Source organism: Streptococcus suis, from assembly GCF_017601095.1.
Classification (GTDB): Bacteria; Bacillota; Bacilli; order Lactobacillales; family Streptococcaceae; genus Streptococcus; species Streptococcus suis_Z.
Genome location: NZ_JAGFUX010000002.1, coordinates 107,224 through 127,745 on the forward strand (window position 1 = coordinate 107,224; position 20,522 = coordinate 127,745).

At 46.1% G+C, this 20,522-nt stretch carries 22 protein-coding genes and 1 pseudogene; 4 read left to right on the forward strand and 19 right to left on the reverse strand.

The annotated features are described in order from the left end of the window. Positions 1–92: 92 nt before the first annotated feature. The 10 genes from gltX to J5566_RS02085 form a co-directional block, all read right to left on the reverse strand. Positions 93–1,547: a glutamate--tRNA ligase gene (gene gltX, locus J5566_RS02040; protein WP_208561861.1), complete on the reverse strand. Its 1,455-nt coding sequence runs from the start codon at positions 1,545–1,547 to the stop codon at positions 93–95. Positions 1,548–1,618: 71 nt separating this feature from the next. Then, complete coding sequence (locus tag J5566_RS02045; RefSeq protein ID WP_208561862.1) at positions 1,619–2,899, reverse strand: MFS transporter; 1,281 nt, start codon at positions 2,897–2,899, stop codon at positions 1,619–1,621. A gap of 86 nt (positions 2,900–2,985) precedes the next feature. Beyond that, a complete protein-coding gene (locus J5566_RS02050) occupies positions 2,986–3,645 on the reverse strand; it encodes a LiaF transmembrane domain-containing protein (RefSeq protein ID WP_208561863.1) in 660 nt (219 codons plus the stop codon). Between the two features lie 4 nt (positions 3,646–3,649). After that, positions 3,650–4,096 (reverse strand): LytTR family DNA-binding domain-containing protein, encoded by a 447-nt coding sequence (locus tag J5566_RS02055; protein WP_208561864.1) that lies wholly within the window; start codon positions 4,094–4,096, stop codon positions 3,650–3,652. A gap of 136 nt (positions 4,097–4,232) precedes the next feature. Next, a complete protein-coding gene (locus J5566_RS02060; protein WP_208561865.1) occupies positions 4,233–4,988 on the reverse strand; it encodes a TIGR00266 family protein in 756 nt (251 codons plus the stop codon). 122 nt (positions 4,989–5,110) lie between these two features. Further along, positions 5,111–5,605: a beta-class carbonic anhydrase gene (locus tag J5566_RS02065; protein WP_208561866.1), complete on the reverse strand. Its 495-nt coding sequence runs from the start codon at positions 5,603–5,605 to the stop codon at positions 5,111–5,113. Between the two features lie 124 nt (positions 5,606–5,729). After that, positions 5,730–7,094 (reverse strand): DNA repair protein RadA, encoded by a 1,365-nt coding sequence (radA, locus tag J5566_RS02070; protein WP_208561985.1) that lies wholly within the window; start codon positions 7,092–7,094, stop codon positions 5,730–5,732. 6 nt (positions 7,095–7,100) lie between these two features. Then, on the reverse strand, positions 7,101–7,544 hold the full coding sequence (locus J5566_RS02075) for a dUTP diphosphatase (RefSeq protein WP_024388517.1): 444 nt from the start codon (positions 7,542–7,544) through the stop codon (positions 7,101–7,103). 28 nt (positions 7,545–7,572) lie between these two features. Next, positions 7,573–8,097 (reverse strand): hypothetical protein, encoded by a 525-nt coding sequence (locus tag J5566_RS02080; protein WP_208561992.1) that lies wholly within the window; start codon positions 8,095–8,097, stop codon positions 7,573–7,575. Positions 8,098–8,290: 193 nt separating this feature from the next. Beyond that, positions 8,291–8,611, reverse strand: a complete 321-nt coding sequence (locus tag J5566_RS02085) for a YbaN family protein (protein WP_208561867.1) — start codon at positions 8,609–8,611, stop codon at positions 8,291–8,293. On the opposite strand from J5566_RS02085, the pseudogene J5566_RS02090 reads away from it, so the two are divergent. Continuing rightward, positions 8,550–8,885: pseudogene (locus J5566_RS02090) on the forward strand (PAS domain-containing protein); the annotation flags it as partial. The gene J5566_RS02085 and the pseudogene J5566_RS02090 sit on opposite strands and share 62 nt — an antisense overlap. A gap of 80 nt (positions 8,886–8,965) precedes the next feature. Continuing rightward, positions 8,966–9,760, forward strand: a complete 795-nt coding sequence (locus J5566_RS02095) for a formate/nitrite transporter family protein (RefSeq protein WP_024395466.1) — start codon at positions 8,966–8,968, stop codon at positions 9,758–9,760. A gap of 88 nt (positions 9,761–9,848) precedes the next feature. Here J5566_RS02095 and J5566_RS02100 read toward each other — a convergent pair whose 3' ends face one another. The 3 genes from J5566_RS02100 to J5566_RS02110 are packed head-to-tail and all read right to left on the reverse strand — an operon-like array spanning position 9,849 to position 13,782. Continuing rightward, a complete protein-coding gene (locus tag J5566_RS02100) occupies positions 9,849–11,633 on the reverse strand; it encodes an ABC transporter ATP-binding protein (RefSeq protein WP_208561868.1) in 1,785 nt (594 codons plus the stop codon). Then, positions 11,634–13,340 (reverse strand): ABC transporter ATP-binding protein, encoded by a 1,707-nt coding sequence (locus tag J5566_RS02105; protein WP_208561869.1) that lies wholly within the window; start codon positions 13,338–13,340, stop codon positions 11,634–11,636. It lies immediately after the preceding gene. Further along, positions 13,333–13,782: a MarR family winged helix-turn-helix transcriptional regulator gene (locus J5566_RS02110; protein ID WP_208561870.1), complete on the reverse strand. Its 450-nt coding sequence runs from the start codon at positions 13,780–13,782 to the stop codon at positions 13,333–13,335. The genes J5566_RS02105 and J5566_RS02110 overlap by 8 nt, the downstream gene beginning before the upstream one ends. A 140-nt stretch (positions 13,783–13,922) precedes the next feature. Here J5566_RS02110 and J5566_RS02115 point away from each other — a divergent pair, with 140 nt between their 5' ends. Together J5566_RS02115 and galU are read left to right on the forward strand one after the other, a co-directional pair. Continuing rightward, on the forward strand, positions 13,923–14,939 hold the full coding sequence (locus J5566_RS02115) for an NAD(P)H-dependent glycerol-3-phosphate dehydrogenase (RefSeq protein WP_208561871.1): 1,017 nt from the start codon (positions 13,923–13,925) through the stop codon (positions 14,937–14,939). Between the two features lie 18 nt (positions 14,940–14,957). Continuing rightward, on the forward strand, positions 14,958–15,854 hold the full coding sequence (gene galU / locus J5566_RS02120) for a UTP--glucose-1-phosphate uridylyltransferase GalU (protein WP_208561872.1): 897 nt from the start codon (positions 14,958–14,960) through the stop codon (positions 15,852–15,854). A gap of 65 nt (positions 15,855–15,919) precedes the next feature. On the opposite strand, the gene J5566_RS02125 is transcribed toward galU, so the two are convergent. The 6 genes from J5566_RS02125 to J5566_RS02150 all read right to left on the reverse strand — a co-directional run bounded on the left by J5566_RS02125 (position 15,920) and on the right by J5566_RS02150 (position 20,474). Beyond that, complete coding sequence (locus J5566_RS02125; protein WP_208561873.1) at positions 15,920–16,375, reverse strand: hypothetical protein; 456 nt, start codon at positions 16,373–16,375, stop codon at positions 15,920–15,922. A gap of 164 nt (positions 16,376–16,539) precedes the next feature. Continuing rightward, positions 16,540–17,217 carry a rhomboid family intramembrane serine protease gene (locus J5566_RS02130; RefSeq protein ID WP_208561874.1) on the reverse strand — a complete coding sequence of 226 codons (678 nt, stop codon included), beginning with the start codon at positions 17,215–17,217 and terminating at the stop codon, positions 16,540–16,542. Beyond that, a complete protein-coding gene (locus J5566_RS02135; protein ID WP_208561875.1) occupies positions 17,210–17,743 on the reverse strand; it encodes a 5-formyltetrahydrofolate cyclo-ligase in 534 nt (177 codons plus the stop codon). Before J5566_RS02135 ends, J5566_RS02130 begins: the two co-directional genes overlap by 8 nt. Before the next feature lie 41 nt (positions 17,744–17,784). Beyond that, positions 17,785–18,912 (reverse strand): N-acetyldiaminopimelate deacetylase, encoded by a 1,128-nt coding sequence (locus J5566_RS02140; protein WP_208561876.1) that lies wholly within the window; start codon positions 18,910–18,912, stop codon positions 17,785–17,787. Positions 18,913–18,921: 9 nt separating this feature from the next. Then, positions 18,922–19,620, reverse strand: coding sequence for a 2,3,4,5-tetrahydropyridine-2,6-dicarboxylate N-acetyltransferase (gene dapD / locus J5566_RS02145; protein WP_024376132.1), 699 nt, complete (start codon positions 19,618–19,620; stop codon positions 18,922–18,924). Between the two features lie 113 nt (positions 19,621–19,733). Then, positions 19,734–20,474 (reverse strand): metallophosphoesterase, encoded by a 741-nt coding sequence (locus tag J5566_RS02150; protein ID WP_208561877.1) that lies wholly within the window; start codon positions 20,472–20,474, stop codon positions 19,734–19,736. Between the last annotated feature and the right edge of the window lie 48 nt (positions 20,475–20,522).

Below are 20,522 nucleotides of genomic sequence, written 5' to 3' on the forward strand. Positions count from 1 at the left end.
TCAGAAAACTCTTATATCGTTTTCAACGCAACGTTTATAACTGATAACTATAACAAATCCCCGCCGTTACAGGACAGCGGGGATTACTTATCTTACAAACTCTTCAACATATTGTCAATATGCTGGATAGATTTTTCACGGCCGAGCAGGTAAATGGTATTTGGCAACTCTGGTCCGTGCATTTCACCTGAAACGGCGATACGGATTGGCATGAAGAGGTTTTTGCCCTTGATCCCTGTTTCCTTTTGAACAGCCTTGATTTGAGGGAAGATGTTATCTGGTTGGAAATCTTCGTCCGTCATGGCTTCCAATTTTTCCTTAAGAGCATTGAGGACAGTCGGAACAGTCTCACCTGACATGACTTCTTTTTCCTCGTCTGTCAATTCTGGGAAATCAGAGAAGAAAAGGTCTGTCAAACCAACGATTTCATCCGCAGATGACATTTGTGGCTTGTAAAGTTCCACCAATTTTTCTGCCTTGTCTGTCAAGCGACCAGCCTCTTCCAAGAATGGTTTAGCAAGGTTGAAAATGGTCTCCAAATCAGCTTTTTTGATGTATTCATTGCCCATCCAAGCCAACTTTTTCGGATCGAAGGAAGCAGGAGACTTGCTGAGGCGTTTTTCATCAAAGAGTTGGATAATCTCCTCTTTGGAGAAGATTTCTTCCTCACCACCAGGAGTCCAACCCAAAAGTGTGATAAAGTTGAAAACAGCTTCTGGCAGGTAGCCTTTTTTGCGGTAATCTTCGATAAAGGCAAGGGTATTGGTGTCACGTTTGGACAATTTTTTACCGGTTGCAGAGTTGATAATCAAGGTCATGTGGGCAAACTCTGGTGCTTCCCAACCAAGTGCTTCATAGACCATGAGTTGCTTAGGTGTGTTGGCGATATGGTCATCTCCGCGGATAACGTGCGAGATTTCCATCAGATGATCATCCACCACCACGGCAAAGTTGTAGGTTGGGTAACCGTCACGTTTCTGGATAACCCAGTCGCCACCGATGTTGCCACCTTCAAACTCGATCTCACCCTTAACCATGTCATTCCACTTGTAGATACCCGCTTCATTGACAGCCAAGCGGACAGTTGGGACAATGCCAGCCGCCTCACGCTCTGCAACGTAGGCTGCTTTTTCATCTTCAGACATGCCAAGGTATTCGTTGATGTAGCGAGGTGTTTCGCCTGCAGCTTCCTGACGCTCACGCTCCGCCGCCAACTCTTCTTCAGTCACGTAAGACTTGTAGGCCTTGCCCTCTGCCAAGAGCTGGTCAACATACTTTTGGTAAATATCCAACCGCTCAGACTGACGGTATTGCTCATGAGTTTCTGGACTTTCATCCCAGTCAATGCCCAACCAACGTAGGTTTTCCAGCTGAGAACGCTCTCCGTCTTCCACATGGCGTTTGCGGTCTGTGTCCTCGATACGAATAAGGAAAGTACCGCCATGATGACGAGCAAAAAGATAGTTAAACAATGCAGTACGAGCATTTCCGATATGCAAAAGTCCCGTTGGACTTGGTGCGTAACGCACGCGAATTGGTTTAGTCATGTTTCTCTCCTGTAAAATTTCAATCAAGAACATTATAGCATAGATGCCCCGCAGATAACAGAAAAATCAGCCTAAGCAGACTGATTTTGAGGTGTTTTTTGGTTGCGAGCCAGCCAGTAGAGGACATAGAGGACCAAGAAGCCAGTTGCCGCTAGGAAAAGTCCGCTAATCTGATCGACGGCCAATACCAAGACCAGACCTGAAACGAGTAAGCGAACAAAGGCTTGACCCAGCATAAAGTAGGTGGATACTGCACCGCCGATAGTTGCCAGTTGCTCCTCTGGCATGGAGTTGACAAACTTGGCATTAAACTTGGGACCACTAGCCCCAAAGCTAATTCCCATTGTAGTAAGGAAGAAGAAAATAATTGGCAGTTGATGTAGCAACATTCCGACAAAAACGCCAAGAAGAGAGAAAGTGGCAGCCACTTCTAGCGTAACCATACTGGTCTTTTTGAAGAGGCTAAAGACCAAGGTCGAACCCAAGATATTGCCAACAAAGAAAATCAAAATGGTCAGGGCAAGGGTTGTTTCAATATTAAGGAAGACAAGGCCTGGGTCTTCGCTAATCAAGAGGACCAAAATAGGATAGAGAATAGCTCCGCAGGCATTGATAAGGGGGCTGGTAATCAGGACCAGACGGAACTCGGGAATCTTGCGAAGCTCCACGATTGCTTGCTTGAAGGAAGCTAGAATGCCCGGTCCCTTGTTTTCTGGCTCGGACTGGCTCGGCTGCTCTGCTATTTTCAAAGGCTGCTCCGTCAGGAGTTTGCGAAAGGCTGGCGTCAGCAGCTGCATGATGAGGAGGGCGGCTAAAAAGGTGCCGGCGTTGAGAAAGGCCAGGTTTTGGTAGGAGAGGAGGCCGACCAAAAGGGCAGAGAGGGCCTGAAAGGCAATGTTGAGGAGGCTGGTCACGGTCTGGCGAAAGGCCGAGTACTGCTCCCGCTCTTCTTTGGGCGCTACGCGTAATCCCAGAGGTGTATAGAGGCCGTTTTCATAGAAGCCAGCGAAGTCTGCAAAGACATTGAAAGTTGCAGCCACTACGACAATCCAGAGGGCTGGCTCAAAGCCCATGCAGAAGCCTAGGATGAGGTAGAGTACAGCACGAAAGAGCAGAGTCAGCTTGATAGTGCCAATCTTGTTGACTGTCTTGTCCGCCAGATAGCCTGTAAAGAGCCCCATAAAGCTAGGGAAAATTTCCGAAAAGGTCACAATCGCCAGAGCCAGACGACTGTTGGGTACCAGCAAAACATAGTTCATCAAGGCCAGATAATAGACCACATCACCAAAATTGGACAGCATATCCGCAGTCAGTACCCATAGGTAGGTAGCATTTTTCAAAATCTTTTTCATGATAATCCCTTTCTTTTGAATAATTTCCAGAATATTCTGAATTTTTGTCCTGCAGAGGAGCCTGAATAGACTGCTCTCTGTTCACTCTAGGTGTAATAGATATTCAGAGTGGAGAAGGCCATATCTCCTGTGATATGCAGCATCTTTTCTCCCATACCAGTTGCATAGTTATTGACAGCAGACATGGAACTATCTAGCTCCACGACCGCCTGCCAATTTGCCGGCAGATAAAGATTAACTGATGAGAAAGCTGCATCGATATGAAATTCAGCCTTATCTCCCAGAATAACCGCCTGATCAAAATAAACCATACTGGAGCCAAAGGCCACTTCCACACTATCGTAGGTAAAATTTTCCTCATGAATGTAGCGAGTAGAGGAGCCAAAAGCTATTTCCCGACCCTTGTCACCAATCACGCCTGTACCAACTCCATGAGCCGGTCTGCGCTTCTTGGGTTTAAAAATCAGTTTCATGCCAAGGCAGAGCAGGACAAGTGACAGAACCATGTTCCATGTCCCAAACTCCACCCAATCATAAACTGAATTCACCGCTATAAAAGCTAGACCGAAACAAAAGATACTGGCAAGCCAATCCAGCTTCACCAAGCGATGAAAACCAGTCACAAAGGTTAAAACAAACCAGACAGTGGTCCAAAAGGGCATGGATAAATGCAAACCCAGTGAATCCCTAAATAGGACCAAGACTGCTAGGATCAGCAGGGCAATCCCTAAACCATATTTTTTCATCTCTCTACCTCACTTCTCGTAACTTTTCTTTTAATAAATGATAATAATGCCGCGACACGTGGACTTCCTTGTGGGTATGATAAAAGGAAATCCGACTAGTCCCTGAAAAGGACTTGTCCAGCGAGTAGATGGCCTTGCTATTAGCAATGGTTGACTTGGAAACCCGACAAAAATAAGCAGGGAGGCAGTCTTCCAGTTCATAGAGCTTCATCTTGACTTCATAGGCGTCATCTCTAGTATGCCCCATCAGCTTGGTACCATCGGTTTCAAAAAAGAGCAGGTCTTCCAATTTCAAGAAATACTCACTGGTTCCTTTGTAAAAGACAAGTGAGGGACGGCTAACCTGTTGCAAAGCCTGCTGGATGCGTTCCAACTCTGGTCCTAGTCGGCTACTTCTGATAATCACTTCGACTTGCTCTAAGCTATCATCTAATTCAATCCGAACTTTCATACGACCTCCTTTGCTTTTTCTGGTTTTATTATATCAACTTACTCGAATTTTGCAAGGGCATTTCAGTAAGTGGTAAAAATATGCTCGTAAGTGGTATAATTGGACACTCAAAAAACCAGCCGCAGCTGGTTGGAGCTTAAAAAATCGCATCGAGCAAGGAAGTGCTACCACCACCGCCATCGCCACCTGTGACAATATGGCTGCCGATGACTTGAGCAAATGTTTCAATATTCAAGCTTTGCACATAGATTTCCCCATAGCCTGAGAAGGTATTGACAATCCCTTCACCCGTACCAATAGACTGAAGGAAGCCGTTTTCTAGATGAATATCATAATTGAGGTCACGACTCCAGGCTACCACGTGAGCATTATCGATGGTAATGCTTCCACCTGTAAGCTCAATTTTCTTGATGGAACCGAAGGCATTAGCCAAAAGTGTACCCTCGCCTTCTGTCGTCATGACAAAGAGTCCGCCTTGGCCACCAAAGAAGGCACGGCCAACACTTTGACGTTCCATCTTATATTGAGCAGAACCATCCAAAGCCAGAAAGGCTCCATCATTAAGGCGGTAATGCTTGGCTCCTAGCTCAAGGGCAATAACTTGACCAGGCACAGATGGAGCCAGAGCAATCTTCCCATCATCACTATTGGAAATGGCTTGCGTGATAAACATGGACTCACCTGATACCATGGATCGACCAATGGCACCTATTAACTTACCAAGTCCTGAACCGCCACGGGCATTGAGCTTGGTATTCAAGGTCACACTGGGCGTGTGATAAACCATACTCCCCTGTTGAATATAAGCCGACTCTCCAGCCTCTAAGGCAATTTCCACCAAAGGAAATTGCATATTGCTATCAATCGTGTATTTCATACGGTTATCTGACATGAGAAGGTCTCCTTTTTGTTTTGTATTGTTTATATAACACAATTCTACAACTTGAACAAAACCCTGTCAAGTATTTTTGTAAAAAGAAATAAAGGAATCCAAACAATTAGATTCCTTTGTCATCATATAACCTCTGTCATACGCCCTGTATCCACATCATAGACTGCCCCAAAAATCTCAACATCGTCGGGGATGAGCGGAGATTGTTTCAAAAGGGCAATATCCTCTCGCACGCTTTCTTCAATGTCTGTAAAAGGAAGAAAGTCCTGACCAGCCACATCCACTCCCAAATCCCGCTTGAGTTGGACCACAAAGTCTTCATTGGTAAAGGTCTGGGCACCGCAGTCTGTATGGTGGAGGACCACGATTTCCCGCGTACCAAGTTGCTGCTGGGAAATGACTAGCGAACGAATCATGTCCTCCGTCACACGCCCACCCGCGTTCCGCAGAATGTGAGCATCACCAAGAGCCAAGCCCAAGGCCTGCGCCACGTGAAGCCGTGAGTCCATACAGGTCACGATAGCCACCTTGGTTTTGGGCTTGAGCGGTAGGTGGTAGGTACCATGCAGGTCAACATAGGCCTTGTTGGCCTTCATAAAGTTTTGAAAATAGGACATAGAACCTCCTTGTCTGATGAGAATTTCTGAATTTTTCAGAAAACAAGTTACTTCTAGCTTACCATATTCCCTCCAAAGAGGACAGAAAAGGAGATGCACGATTGTCACCTCCGATACTGTTTTACTAAAACACTTTCTGCAAGACTTCGCCAATGGTTGTCACGCCGATAACCGTGATTTCCTTGGGCTCCTTGATACCGGTCAGGGAATTTTTAGGAGCATAGACCTTGGTAAAGCCTAATTTAGCGGCTTCGTTAATCCGTTGCTCAATCCGATTGACACGGCGGATTTCCCCTGTCAGACCGATTTCGCCTATAAAGCACTCTTGTGGGTTGGTTGGCTTGTCCTTGTAGCTGGAGGCAAGGGCAACTGCGACTGCTAGGTCGATGGCTGGCTCATCCAGTTTGACTCCACCTGCTGACTTGAGATAGGCATCTTGGTTTTGGAGGAGCAGGCCTACCCGTTTTTCCAAAACCGCCATAATCAAGCTGGCACGGTTGAAATCCAGTCCTGTCGTGGTCCGCTTGGCATTGCCAAACATGGTCGGGGTCACCAGAGCCTGCACTTCCGCAAGGATAGGGCGGGTGCCCTCCATGGTCACGACAATAGCAGAGCCAGTCGCCCCGTCCAGACGCTCTTCCAGAAAGACCTCACTAGGATTGAGGACTTCGACCAAGCCTTGTGACTGCATTTCAAAAATGCCAATTTCGTTGGTAGAGCCAAAGCGGTTTTTGACCGCCCGCAAGATACGGAAGGTGTGCTGCCGCTCGCCCTCAAAATAAAGAACGGTATCTACCATGTGCTCCAAGGTCCGCGGTCCAGCCAGGGTTCCTTCCTTGGTCATGTGGCCGACGATAAAGGTTGCGATATTGTTGGTCTTGGCAATCTGCATGAGTTCATTTGTCACTTCACGGACCTGACTGACAGAGCCTTGCACGCTGGAGATGTCAGGGCTCATAATGGTCTGGATAGAGTCGATAATTAAGAAATCTGGCTTGATTTTCTCAATCTCGGTCCGAATGCTCTGCATATTGGTCTCCGCATAGAGATAGAACTCGCTGTCAATGTCGCCCAAACGCTCGGCACGGAGCTTAATCTGCTGGGCAGACTCTTCCCCCGACACGTAGAGGACGGTGCCAATAGTCGAAAGTTGGGTCGATACTTGCAGGAGCAAGGTGGACTTGCCAATCCCTGGATCGCCACCAATCAGGACCAGACTGCCCGGCACCACTCCACCACCTAAGACGCGGTTAAACTCCTCCATATTGGTCTTGGTGCGAGCCACTTGAATGGACGACACTTCATTGAGCTTCATAGGTCGGGTTTTCTCACCTGTCAGGCTGACCCGCTCGTTCTTGACTTCAACGACTTCCACTTCCTCGACAAAGCTAGACCAGGAGCCACAGTTGGGGCAACGGCCCAGATACTTGGGCGAGTGATACTCGCAGGATTGACAGATAAAGGTTGTTTTTTTCTTAGCGATGATGATGACCTCCTATTTCCCTGTCGAGCCAAATCCACCCGTCCGAACGCCGTCGGCCTGATCGCCGTCAGCCAAAAGGAAGGGGGCAAAAACAGCCTGCACAATCCGCTCCCCAGCTTCCACCACAACGGTTTCTTCTGTGATGTTTCGCATCTGGGCAAAGATGTGCCCTTCATTGGCTGGATTTCCATAGTAGTCGCCGTCGATAACCCCAACCGAGTTAATCAGGACCAAGCCTTTCTTGCGAGGGTTGGACGAGCGGTCGTAGAGATAGAGGACCTCGTTGGCCTGCATATAGGCCTTAACACCTGTTGGAACCAGCTTAATCTCACCTGGCTCCAAGCTGACCCTCTCCGCAGCCTTTAGGTCGTAACCTGCTGCGTGAGCCGTCTCACGTTTTGGTAATAAGTTTTCATCTGTAAACTGGCTGACCAGTTCGAATCCGCGGATTTTCATAAGAACTCCTTACATCATTTTCTTCTTTTTATTCATTGTATTCATTCGCACTTTGCGTCACAAATGCAAAAATGGTGGATTGGGGAAAGGCATACTCGTCATCAAAGCGAGCTGCACGTAACCACAAGTCTTGGTCAACCTTTCGAAGATAGACACTACGAGGGAAGGTAAACTCTTTCTCCAACTGAGGCGACAGCAGGCAAATGGCTCCGTCTGGTGATTTTCCTTGGGAGAGTACAATATCCTGGCTGACTTCCTGTTCCAACAAGGCCAACCGAAGATAAACTCCCAGAGGAGCTGGTGGTAATTGATAACCCATCTCCACGGCTCTCTCCTCTATCTGAGGAGCAGTTGCTTCCCTATCAAATCCCATGCCGGATAGACTGACAATCTCAACTAAACACTTCTGTTTCTCCACCACTTCTTGATAAGCAGGATGAGCTAGGTAGGTCTTGAAATAGTCATTCACTAAAACACCCTTGTCATCAAGGTAGGCAAGGATTTCTTCTTTTTTCAAGGGAAATAATTCAACTCGAACGCTCTGTCTTTTCATAGGTCTATTATACAGGAAATACAGGGTAAAGCAAAACTCCAACCTAATGGCTGGAATTTTGAATCTATTCAAACACAAACTGGTTGTGGTAGAGTTCGGCGTAGAAGCCATTGAGTTTAAGGAGCTGGCTGTAGTTGCCTTACTCGATCACCTTTCCGTCTTTGAGGACGATGTTCAACCCTCAAATCTGACTTTATTTCTCCGGTATGACCCAAAACAAATAGTAAGTGATGAAGATTGTTAATAGTCCCAGTCCTATTTTGACCAATAAAATAGGAGCCAGCCAGATAGAAATTGCCATGAGTAAGTAAATTTGCCAGATGATTTGCTTTTTTCGTTTGCGGGAAATGGATTTAGTCTCAACGTAATCAGCTACGTAAAATTGATAAATTTTTGTATTGCGTAGCCATTTTTCAAACCTTTTTGAACTTCTCGCAAAGCAAAAACCAGCTAAAAGTAAAAAAGGGGTTGTCGGTACCTTGCGTAATGGTAACCAGGAATATGTTCGTACCATTGTACCCGGTACCCCTGCTGAAATTATCAACACCCACAACTACCAAGCTATGTACTATCCTGACGGATCCTACGCTGGTATCAATGAAATTATCTTTAATTTCAAACCATGGCTAGATTGGTATCTTGAAGCTACTGGTCAACGCTTGGTTGGTGGTTCGGGAACGGCAGCAGCTCCTGCACATGTTGACGCAACCTCTGGTGCATCAGATGCTGGTAGTGCCCCTGCTACTTCCACACCGACAGATGCAAATTCTGGTGCATCCGCTCACTAATCGTTCACATATAGTGGGAAGAACTCTTCCCACTATATTTTTCAAACAAAACATTGATCATGATTTCACAAGGAGTTCCTATGTCACCATTTCAAGAAAAAATTTCAGCTGCAGTTTCAAAAAAAGAAGCACTTTTTGACGAAAGTCTAGGCCGCTATGCCTTGCGTTCTATGTATGCAGGAGCCTACCTGACTATGTCAACAGCTGTCGGTATTATCGGAGCAGACGTTATTGCCAGTCAATTTCCAAGTTTGTCGCGCTTTGTCTTTACCTTCATCTTTGCTATTGGGCTGGTTTTTGTTCTTATTTTTGGTGGTGAATTAGCCACATCTAACATGATGTATCTCACAACTGGTGCCTACTATAAGCAAATTAGCTGGAAAAAAGTGACACAGATGCTGCTATACTGTACTTTCTTTAACTTTGTAGGCGCTACTATTCTAGCCTGGCTCTTCAATCAGTCCTTCTCCTACCTCAATCTCTCTGATAAGAGCTTTGTCGTCAATGCCGTTACCATCAAACTTGGAAAATCTGACTGGAGTAATTTTATTGAAGGGATCACGGCTAATATGTTTGTAAATATGGCAATCCTTGGCTTCATGCTCATCAAAGAACAGTCTGCTAAGTTCTTTGTCATCATTTCCTCCATTTTTATGTTCGTTTTCCTCATCAATGAGCATCTGGTCGCCAATTTCGCATCTTTCATGCTCCTAGCTTTTAACGCTACTCGAAGCAATGTCGAAGCCTTCAATATGATCAATATCCTTCGTCAATGGATTGTGGTCTTTTTTGGAAATTGGCTCGGAGCCGGTCTCTTTATCGGTATCGCCTACGCTTGGCTCAATCAAACCAAAACCAACCATATTGAGCAGTAAGCCTACCACAAAAACAGCCAAGATAAAGCACGTCCTAAATGTTTAAGGATTGTGGTCTGCTTATCTTGGCTGTTTATTTTTCTATATATTATTCAAACACAAACTGGTTGTGGTAGAGTTCGGCGTAGAAGCCGCCCTGCTTGAGAAGTTGGCTGTGGTTGCCTTGCTCGATAACCTTTCCATCCTTGAGGACGATGATTTCATCCGCATTGAGAATGGTTTTGAGGCGGTGGGCAATGACGAAGCTGGTCCGTCCTGCGATAATGGCCTCCATAGCTTTTTGGATTTTGGCTTCCGTTACGGTATCAACGTTTGAGGTTGCTTCGTCCAAAATCAAGACTTGTGGATCTGTCAAGAGCGTACGGGCAATGGAAATCAGCTGTTTCTGACCTGTTGAGAAGACATTCTCATCATCGGTCACAAAGGTTTCATACCCCTCTGGCAAGCTCATGATGAAGTCGTGGATATGGGTGGCACGAGCTGCGGTTTCCACCATTTCCTGCGAAATGCTCTCATCTCCGAAGCGGATATTGTCCGCAATAGTACCCGAGAATAGCACTGACTCCTGCAAGACAATGCCGACCTTATCCCGCAAACTATCCAAATCATATTCCCGAATATCGCGACCGTCAAAAGCCACGCTACCACTATTGACATCATAGAAGCGATTAATCAAGTTCATAATGGTAGTCTTACCGGATCCTGTCGGACCAACGACCGCCACCATTTTGCCCTTAGGAGCAGAGATAGACACCTTGTCCAAGACCTTCTGACCCGGCAGATAGCCAAAGTCGATGTCCTTGATTTCAACACCTTCTTTTAATTCGGTAAATAGCGGAGCGTTTTGAGGACGAACTTCCTCAGGCTCATCAAACATTTCCTGAATACGATGAGCTCCTGTGAAAGCTAGCTGCAATTCTGCCCAGCTGGCAGCAACCTGCATGATTGGCTGGTAATACTGTTGCGAATATTGAACAAAAGTCACCACCAAACCAAGTGCGGCAGCTGTTTCCAGCGAGCTATCGTTGAGAACAATGCTGGAGCCTGCAAAGATAACAATGGCCGTATTGACCAAGCTCATCCCATTCATAAATGGGAAGAGAACCCCACCAAACAAGCGTCCCTTGAAGGTCGTACGACGGACTTCTTCATTGAGTTCCAAGAAACCATCAATCGTCTCTTCCTGCACACCCTGTACAATAATCGCTTTTTGTCCGGAAATTTTCTCGTCCATGTAGGCATTAAGCTTAGACACCGCAGCCTGCTGCAAGTCCGTGTATTTGCGTGATAAGCGAATGATAATCACTAGAGCAACCAAGGCAACTGGCGTAGAAGCAATGGTGACCCAGGCCAAGCGAGGATCCTGACGGAACATCATGATAACCATACCAACATAAAGGGCAATGTTGGTCACCACTTGGGTCAAGGACTGGTTAAAAGCGTTTTGGATATTGTCCAAATCACTGGTAAAGCGAGAAAGAATGTCCCCGTCCTTGTGGCTATCAAAGAAGGCAACTGTCAAACGTTCCAGTTTGCCAAACAAGCCCTTACGCATACGGTTGGTCGAATGAGCCACGATACGCGTGAAGAGGAGGGTGTAAATCAAGGAAGCCACAACCGTCGCCGCATAGGCAAAGAAAAGATCGAGCATAACCCCGTTAAAATCAGACAGGTCAGGTTTGAAATCTGACTGACCCATTTGCACCGAAGCAAAGTAAGCTTGCCCGATTTTCCCCATCTCCGCAATGGCATTTCCAAGGAAAACAGGTGTCTTAACCTGCAAGTAGGTCGCTGCCACAATGGCTAGAAAAATCACAGCAAAGGACAGTTTATAGCGTTTAAAATAAAACCAGAAAAAACGTAAAGTCTTCATCTATTCCTCCCTCCCTTTCTGTGTTTCGTAGATTTCACGGTAGACATCATTCGTAGCTACCAACTCGGCGTGGGTACCTTGGCCGATCAGACGACCTTCATCAAGTACCAAAATCTTATCAGCTTTGACAACAGAAGATATCTTCTGGGCAACAATGACAGTGGTTGTCCCCTTCAAATCATGGTTGAGAGCCTCTTGGACTAGTTTCTCAGACTTGGCATCCAGGGCAGAAGTCGAGTCATCCAAGACCAAAACCTTCGGCTCGCCAATCACCCCACGAGCAATGGACATCCGCTGCTTCTGACCACCAGAGAAGTTATTTCCACGTTCTTCTACTTGGCTCTCATAGGTATCATCCAAACGGTCAATAAATTCTTTGGCTTGGGCAATACCTGCGGCCCGCTCCAATCTTGCACGATCGGCACCAGGTGCCCCTTGACGCAGGTTGTCCGCAATGGTTCCCGAGAAGAGAATAGCCTTTTGCAAGACAATCGATACCGTATCACGCAGAGTGTTCTTGCTGACTTCTTTCAAGTCCCGACCACCGATGGACACCGTTCCTTCTTGCGGGTCAAACAAACGTGGAATCAGTTGAGCAAGAGTGGATTTACCCGCACCTGTTGCGCCAACCACACCGACCATTTGACCTGGTTCAATCTCAAATGAGATATTTTTCAAAGTCGGCTCTGTATCGTGTGGGTAGGTAAAGCTAACATTGTCAAAGACAATCTTACCAATCAATTCTTCATCCGCCACATCCTTGAAGGTCATAGCAGGCTCCGTATCCAAGACCTCGCTGATCCGCTTAATAGAAATCGCTGCACGAGAAGCCTGCATCCCCATAAAGCTAGCCATGATAATGGCAAACATGATTTGCATGAGGTAACTCATAAAGGAAGTAAAGCCACCAACTGCTTCCATATTGGTTTCCAGCATGCCAGAAACCAAGTAGAGCGATGCAAAGATCGCCATATAGGAAATGAACATCATCAGAGGTTGCAAAATAGAGAAACCGTAACCGATAAAGAGGTTGAGATCCAAGAGTTCATTAGACACATCCTTGAACTTCTTGTACTGGTTCTTCTCCTGCACAAAGGATTTGACCACACGGATTCCACGCAAATTTTCCTTAGCAATACTGTTCATCTTGTCCATGAGGGACTGGAATTTCCCAAAACGTGGTCCCATTTGCCCCATGACAACTGCCATAATGACCATAATCAAGACCACCATGAGAATAATCATCCACCAAAGTTCTGGCATGGTCCGCACCGCCATGATGAAGGCTCCGACAAAGAGGAGGGGAACCCGTAACAAGATAGTAAAGAGCATCATGGTCAAGTTTTGAATCTGGGTCACATCGTTGGTCATCCGAACAACCAAGTTCCCCGCATTAAATTCTTCAACGTTAGCATAAGAAAAGCTCTGAATCTTCCGAAAGGTCTTCTCACGAATATCTGCAGAAACCCCTTGTGAAATTTTCGCCGCGGCAATAGTATTAGCCAGACCAGCCAAAAGACCAATGCCCGCAATCACCAAGAGCAACTGGCCCACACGGACAATCTCTTCCTTGTCATTAGCCAAGACTGCTGCCAAGACATCCTTTAAGTAGTTGGGCTGCAAGAGGGTCGTAATAACGACAATCGATGTCAAGGTGATACAGGCCAAGGCGTACCATTTATAACGTAAAATGGCTTCTTTAAACATGATTCTTCTCCTTATAACGTTGAATATTTACTTTTAATTGATTGCCTACCTGTTTAACCAAATCAAAGTCTTCTTTTTGAATACCCCAAAAAAGTGAGCGGTGCATTTCTTCATGGAAGGCTTTCAGGTGGCAGATTTTCCCTTGTCCTTTCTCTGTCAAGACCAACTGCTTGTAGCGTTTGTCAACCTGAGAAGGCAGGACCTGGATAAAGCCATTTTTCTCCATTCGCTTGACCAGGTTGCTGGCAACCGATTTGGAAATCTTCAATTCTGCTTCTATATCTTTGACAAAAGTCTCAAGGTCTGACCGCTCCGCGATGAAACGCAAGGCCCAGCCCTGTGGACCAGCTAGGTGCTCCACATCGTATTCTTTAGCAATAGTTTCACTGATTTGTTCAATCTGATTGAGCAAGTTCCGAAAATCTGCAATGGTATGTCCCATGATAGCTCCTTTCCAATCAATTAATTAGCATGAGAACTATTATAGTTTTCTGGAGAACTATTGTCAAGTTTCTGCTCTGCTATTTTCCAAAAATAAGCATCTATGGTATAATGGAGAAAATATGATGACAGGGGAAGCATATGAGTCAACAAACCATCGCTGTCCTAGGGCCTGGTTCTTGGGGGACAGCCCTCGCACAGGTACTCAATGACAACGGCCATCAGGTCCGTATTTGGGGAAATATTCCTGAACAAATTGACGAAATCAATGAACAGCATACCAATAAACGGTACTTCAAAGATATCGTCCTAGACGAGAAAATCAAAGGCTACAAGGATTTGACTGAGACCCTTGATGGGGTTGATGCCGTTCTCTTCGTTGTACCGACCAAGGTGACCCGTCTGGTTGCCAAGCAAGTTGCTCAAGCCCTTAAACACAAGGTTGTTGTCATGCACGCTTCCAAAGGGTTGGAACCAGATAGCCACAAACGCTTATCTGAGGTCTTGGAAGAAGAAATTCCTGCTGAGCTCCGCTCAGAAATCGTTGTGGTTTCAGGACCAAGCCATGCAGAAGAAACCATTGTCCGCGATTTAACCTTGATTTCTGCCGCATCTAAAGATTTGGAAACTGCAACCTACGTCCAAAATCTCTTTAGCAACCGCTACTTCCGACTCTACACCAACAATGATGTTATCGGGGTGGAAACCGCTGGTGCTTTGAAAAACATCATCGCAGTTGGTGCTGGTGCCCTTCACGGACTCGGATTTGGCGACAATGCCAAGGCAGCCATCATCGCTCGTGGATTGACAGAAATTACCCGACTCGGTGTAGCCATGGGTGCCAATCCCTTGACATACAGCGGTCTATCTGGCGTCGGCGACTTGATTGTTACAGGTACATCTGTACACTCTCGTAACTGGCGGGCCGGCGATTTGCTTGGCAAAGGAGAGAAACTCGAAGATATCGAAGCCAACATGGGCATGGTTATTGAAGGGATTTCCACTACCAAGGCGGCCTATGAATTGGCACAAGAATTGGGTGTTTATATGCCTATTACTAAGGCCATCTATAGCGTGATTTACCAAGGGGCCAGTATCCAAGATGCCATCCAAGAAATCATGTCTGGTGAATTCCGCCAGGAAAACGAATGGTCATAATAAAAAGGAGAAATGATTATGAAAAAAGTTAGAAAAGCCATCATCCCTGCAGCAGGTTTGGGAACCCGTTTCCTTCCAGCAACTAAGGCTCTTGCCAAAGAGATGTTGCCAATCGTTGACAAGCCAACCCTCCAGTTCATCTTTGAAGAAGCCCTTCGTTCTGGTATCGAAGATATCTTGGTCGTAACCAACAAGGCAAAACGTTCTATTGAAGACCACTTCGACTCAAACTTTGAATTAGAACACAACCTTCGCGAAAAAGGAAAGGCCGACCTTTTAAAATTGGTTGACGATGCGACAGCCATTCGCCTCCACTTCATTCGCCAAAGCTATCCAAAAGGGTTGGGTGACGCAGTCTTACAAGCTAAAGCCTTTGTTGGAAACGAACCGTTCGTTGTTATGTTGGGCGATGACCTCATGGATATTACAGATGAAACAGTCAAACCAATCACCAAACAACTGATTGAGGACTACGAAGCGACCCATGCTTCAACACTTGCAGTTATGCCAGTCCCTCATGAAGAAGTTTCATCCTATGGTGTTATTGCACCCCATGGTGAAGGAGTCAACGGCCTTTACAGTGTTGAAACCTTTGTGGAAAAACCAAAACCAGAAGATGCTCCTTCTGATCTTGCCATCATCGGTCGCTACCTCTTGACCCCTGAAATCTTCGATATCTTGGAAAATCAAGAACCAGGTGCCGGCAATGAAATCCAGTTGACCGACGCCATTGACACCCTCAATAAAACACAGCGCGTATTTGCTCGTGAATTTACTGGCAAACGATATGATGTCGGAGATAAATTCGGCTTCATGAAAACGTCGATTGACTACGCCTTGACCCACCCACAAGTCAAAGATGATGTGAAAGACTACATCATCGATCTTGCTAAACAACTCCAAGACGCAGAATAACCAAATCAAACAAAACAAGGACAGGCTATTCCCCTGAGCTAAGCAGGGAAATAACCTGTCCTTTCTTAATGTATTTCCAAACGAGAGTCCAGCAACAACAAGGCTTCTTCAAGCATTGTCAACAGACGATTACACTGCTCCAATGCCAATTCAGGATGACGCTCTTGCCAATGACTAATGTGATACAGCAAACGCCCCGACAGAGGCGACTGAACCAAACGCGCTTCTATTTTAAAATCCATACGATGGTAGCCAAGTAGCGGATGCAATTGAAAAATCAGCTCTTGCTCTTTCAACTGACAGCTGATGTTCCATCTCCTACACTCTTCCTCTGGCAACTGTCTATAGATTTCTAATAAACTAATTGGAGCTGAAGGAGTGAATCGGCTAGCCTGTGTATAAAACAAATCTCCACGATCTCTCAATTCACCACTTCTTACTTTTCTGCGGTAACCAAACCAGTGTCCCTCGCTTCCCAGATAAGCAAGAAAAGATACAAGTGCCAACAAAAAATATCCCAAGTCAGACCCTCCCATGTCTAATTGGCTAGAGCCTTTACTCCTCGAAGTACTTATCAACAAGGCTGATCTAGCGTCTCCATTCACTATACAGCCTTTTCTGTCAAAAAGCAATTATTTGTATGCTCTGGTCGATCCACAAAAAAAGACCGACTGAAGCGGCCCTTTTAAAACAAAAATCCTACAAATAAGAGACCAAGAAACAAGAGCAGATAGCCCAAAAGGGCCCATCCTGTCTGCTGGGCAGTAAAGGTTTGTTTTTCCAGTCTTGGTGGCAGACAAACTACTGCCAAACAGCCACCGATAGCTCCACCAATATGGCCTGCCATACTGATGGCTGGGTTAAAGAGCCCTAAGGCAAGGTTTATCAGGAGCAAAGCAGTGTAACGCTGCCCCAGGAGCTGAAGATAGGCACTTCTGCTGTAATAACGTAAAAAGGCCATAGCAGCAAACAATCCAAATAAGGAAGTAGAGGCGCCTGCACCAACGACTCCAGGAGTAAAGAAGTAAACAAAGACATTTCCCATGACTCCCGAAAGAAGGTAGAGCAAGAAAAACCTCCGACTACCAAATAAAGGCTCCAGCTGATACCCTAGGGCATAAAGTGTGAAGCTGTTAAACAAGAAATGCTCCCAACCAATGTGGACAAAGATAGGGGAAATTAAGCGCCACAACTGAGTCGGATCATAACGCACCACTTCACCGTACATACCACCGAATTCAAAAATCGTATAGGCTGTAGTGGTCTGCCCAAATCGAAATATTTGTATCAGAAGAAAAACAAAAGCCGTGACAGCCAATAAGCCATTAGTTACAGGATAGCGCTTATCAAAAAAGTTACTCAAAAATCAACATCTCCTTTACTGGAATATCAAATAGATCTGGTTTGAACTCATAGACTTGAAAGTCTGCCAAGGTCGATACCGTCTCCCCCTGATAATCTGACAAGTAGCGGTCATAAAAACCACCTCCATAACCCACTCGAAAACCCGCATGGTTCCAAGCTAAACCAGGAACATGAATCAACTTAACCACAGACTTATCCACAGGTTGTGAATAAGTCCCAGGTTCCCAAACTCCAAACCTAGATTTCACCAAATCATCAGGCTTATATTCTACAAAATCCATGCGCCCTTGTGAATAGGTCTTAGGGATGAAAATCTGCTTGCCATCCTTTTGAGCCTGCTCAATCAGGTAAGAAGTGTCAAACTCATGGGGCATGGAAAGGTAGGTCCCAAGCGACGTTGCACCCTGATAAGCCTCAGAAGCAAGGAGGCGTTTCGTTAGCTGCTGGCTCCATCTTGCTCGCTGGCTACTAGTCAGGTCTTTCAAATTCTGCAAGATATCTTGCCGAATGCTCTTTTTATCCACAGAAACTCCTTTTTATTCTGAAAAAGACTGGAAAAACCAGTCTAGTTTACTTTTATTTTCAAAAAATCGCTCAACTTATCCACAGCAAAGGGAAGAACTTCCTCTTTGGGACTGAGACGAGGGTTGTGGAGGGGATAAGGCGTATCCACACCCAACCAGAACATAACCCCCGGCACCTTATTGAGCAGGTAGCCAAAGTCCTCACCCGTCATAGCAGGTGGACAGTCAATCAACTCCACACCGTCAACACCGTCAAAGTAGGTCATGAGTTCATCAGCCAGCTGGGGATTGTTCTCCACAGGCAGATAACCACTTGGATTGAGCTCGATGTCCAAGTCCACTCCAAAGGACAGGGCGATTCCTTCTGCAACTTCACGCACCCGCTTTTGCACCAGAAGGCTCATGCTCTGGGTCAAAGCCCGAATTGTGCCGTGCAAGAAAGCAGTTTCCGCAATGACATTGTTGGTCGTTCCCGCGTGCATGGAGCCAAAGGTCACCACAGCTCCCTCGATTGGGTCGACGTTACGGCTGACCACCGACTGCACCTGAGTCACAAAGTAGCTGGCTGCAACCAAAGCGTCATTGGCGGTATGTGGAAATGCTGCGTGGCCACCTTTTCCTGTAAACCGTATCTTGACTTCACAGGTCCCAGCAAAGAGGGTCGCACGGTTGGTGGCCATTTGACCGACTTTGAGGTCCGGTCGGACATGGAGCCCATAAAATTCATCTGGTAACCAATCCCCAAATGCTCCCGCTTCATACATAAGCATGCCACCTGCTAGATTTTCCTCCGCAGGCTGAAATAAGAAGAGAAGATTGTTTTTCGGTTGCTGCTCTGCCATTTTCTCCAAAAGCCCCAAGGCAATGGTCATGTGGAAATCATGTCCACAGGCGTGCATACGATCTGGATGGAGGGACTTGAAGTCCAGGCCCGTCTCCTCCACGATCGGCAGGCCGTCAATATCCGCCCGCCAGCCAATCGTTTTCTCTGGAGCAGAGCCCGTCAGATAAACCAAGATTCCTGTCTTCCAAGTGCGGACTTGGGCAAAAGTACAATCTTGCAGTAAACTTTCAATGGTTTCCATGAGAAAGGCATGGGTCTTGAACTCCTCCATGCCCAGCTCTGGTATCTGGTGGAGGGCCCGGCGTGTCGCGATTAAATCTAGCATAGCTACCCCTTAGAGTGTCCGCAAAGCCTCTTCCAAGGCTGTTTTTTGTTGGGTTTGAGCGTCGATTTCCTTGATGATGCGGGCTGGCACACCTGCCACCACGACATTTTCAGGGACGTCCTGAGTCACAATAGCACCCGCCGCGACTACAGATCCGCTACCAATTTGCACACCCTCGATGACAACGGCATTAGCACCGACCAAGACATTGTCACCAACACGCACTGGCTCAGCAGAAGCTGGCTCGATAACACCTGCAAGGACCGCACCTGCACCGATGTGGCTGTTTTTACCAACGGTCGCACGACCACCGAGAATAGCCCCCATATCAATCATGGTACCTGGGCCGATTTCTGCACCGATGTTAATCACCGCTCCCATCATGATAACAGCATTATCGCCAATCGTCACTTGGTCACGGATAATGGCACCTGGCTCGATACGGGCGTTGATGTTGCGCTTGTCAAGTAGTGGCACAGCTGAATTGCGGCCGTCTTGCTCCACCACATAATCCACATTCTCAGTCAGATTTGCCAAGAGTGGCTCAACGTCCTTCCAGTCACCGAAGAGGACATTGCCAAGCTTTGTCACTTCAGCAGGAACAGGCCCAGCCAATTCACCTTCAAAAGTTACTTTAACAGTTGTCTTCTTCACAGCATTACCGATAAAGGCAATGATCTCTTGGGCAGTCATTTTTTGTGCAGTCATAATGTTTCCAATCTAAAAATAATATTTTTTCTATTATAGCAAAATTTTCTGAAAATTTGATGATGAAAAACAAAAAAATTAGAAGTTCTACCTCCTAATTTTTTTGTATTATCTTAATCTTCAATTTCTTTTCTGGGATTAACAACTCCAACGATATAATCTTGAACTAAACCTGTGGCATCTAGTACAATTCCATGGAGAACTCCACCATAAACAGCTCCTCCGTCAATCCCCATTTTCCCATCTGAACTGGTCCAGATTTGGCTAATTCGGAGCTTGGTTTGGTAGAGGTTATAAACAGGGGTATGCCCAAAGACAATCATCTTCCCTGTGGTATTTTCAGTCTCATGGAAAGGAGTTCTAAGCCAGACTTTATCATGATTACTGGTTTCGCGCCAGTCCGGTAAGGTCAAGTCCACACCAGCATGGACAAAGATATATCCTTCCGTTTCCACATGATAGGGACAAGATTTGACAAAATCAATCAGGTCCCCATATTGTTCCATCACTGCATTTGCATCTACCAATCCATCTACAGGAGTATCCAGGGGACGACCAAGAAGGGAGTTAATCGTCGTATCGCCACCATTTCTTCGATAGTGGTCATAGCGATTAACTGGATCACGCAACCAGGCCAGAAACATCCGTTCATGATTGCCCGTTAAGCAAATCGCACCCTTTTCCCTCACCAAGCTCCAGACCAACTCCAAACAAGCTTTGGAATTTTCCCCGCGATCAATCAAATCACCCAGAAAAATCAGCTGTTGTCTCTCTTCATTCCATTTCTTTAAAATATCAAGCAGGAGTTCATACTTACCATGAACATCTCCTACTACAAAAAATTCCGTTTTCATAGAGAATATTCTACCATATTTCTAATGGAAAGAAAAACTGGCCGTTTC

Excerpts from the sequence above, each read along its gene's own strand:
- J5566_RS02065 (WP_208561866.1), bottom strand. The coding sequence starts at position 5,605 with ATGTCCTATTTTCAAAACTTTATGAAGGCCAACAAGGCCTATGTTGAC.
- J5566_RS02080 (WP_208561992.1), bottom strand. The coding sequence starts at position 8,097 with ATGAAAAGACAGAGCGTTCGAGTTGAATTATTTCCCTTGAAAAAAGAA.
- J5566_RS02150 (WP_208561877.1), bottom strand. The coding sequence starts at position 20,474 with ATGAAAACGGAATTTTTTGTAGTAGGAGATGTTCATGGTAAGTATGAA.
- J5566_RS02140 (WP_208561876.1), bottom strand. The coding sequence starts at position 18,912 with ATGCTAGATTTAATCGCGACACGCCGGGCCCTCCACCAGATACCAGAG.
- gltX (WP_208561861.1), bottom strand. The coding sequence starts at position 1,547 with ATGACTAAACCAATTCGCGTGCGTTACGCACCAAGTCCAACGGGACTT.
- galU (WP_208561872.1), top strand. The coding sequence starts at position 14,958 with ATGAAAAAAGTTAGAAAAGCCATCATCCCTGCAGCAGGTTTGGGAACC.
- dapD (WP_024376132.1), bottom strand. The coding sequence starts at position 19,620 with ATGACTGCACAAAAAATGACTGCCCAAGAGATCATTGCCTTTATCGGT.
- J5566_RS02055 (WP_208561864.1), bottom strand. The coding sequence starts at position 4,096 with ATGAAAGTTCGGATTGAATTAGATGATAGCTTAGAGCAAGTCGAAGTG.
- J5566_RS02115 (WP_208561871.1), top strand. The coding sequence starts at position 13,923 with ATGAGTCAACAAACCATCGCTGTCCTAGGGCCTGGTTCTTGGGGGACA.
- J5566_RS02085 (WP_208561867.1), bottom strand. The coding sequence starts at position 8,611 with ATGGTACGAACATATTCCTGGTTACCATTACGCAAGGTACCGACAACC.
- J5566_RS02095 (WP_024395466.1), top strand. The coding sequence starts at position 8,966 with ATGTCACCATTTCAAGAAAAAATTTCAGCTGCAGTTTCAAAAAAAGAA.
- J5566_RS02075 (WP_024388517.1), bottom strand. The coding sequence starts at position 7,544 with ATGAAAATCCGCGGATTCGAACTGGTCAGCCAGTTTACAGATGAAAAC.
- J5566_RS02100 (WP_208561868.1), bottom strand. The coding sequence starts at position 11,633 with ATGAAGACTTTACGTTTTTTCTGGTTTTATTTTAAACGCTATAAACTG.
- J5566_RS02050 (WP_208561863.1), bottom strand. The coding sequence starts at position 3,645 with ATGAAAAAATATGGTTTAGGGATTGCCCTGCTGATCCTAGCAGTCTTG.
- J5566_RS02105 (WP_208561869.1), bottom strand. The coding sequence starts at position 13,340 with ATGTTTAAAGAAGCCATTTTACGTTATAAATGGTACGCCTTGGCCTGT.
- J5566_RS02060 (WP_208561865.1), bottom strand. The coding sequence starts at position 4,988 with ATGTCAGATAACCGTATGAAATACACGATTGATAGCAATATGCAATTT.
- J5566_RS02110 (WP_208561870.1), bottom strand. The coding sequence starts at position 13,782 with ATGGGACATACCATTGCAGATTTTCGGAACTTGCTCAATCAGATTGAA.
- J5566_RS02045 (WP_208561862.1), bottom strand. The coding sequence starts at position 2,899 with ATGAAAAAGATTTTGAAAAATGCTACCTACCTATGGGTACTGACTGCG.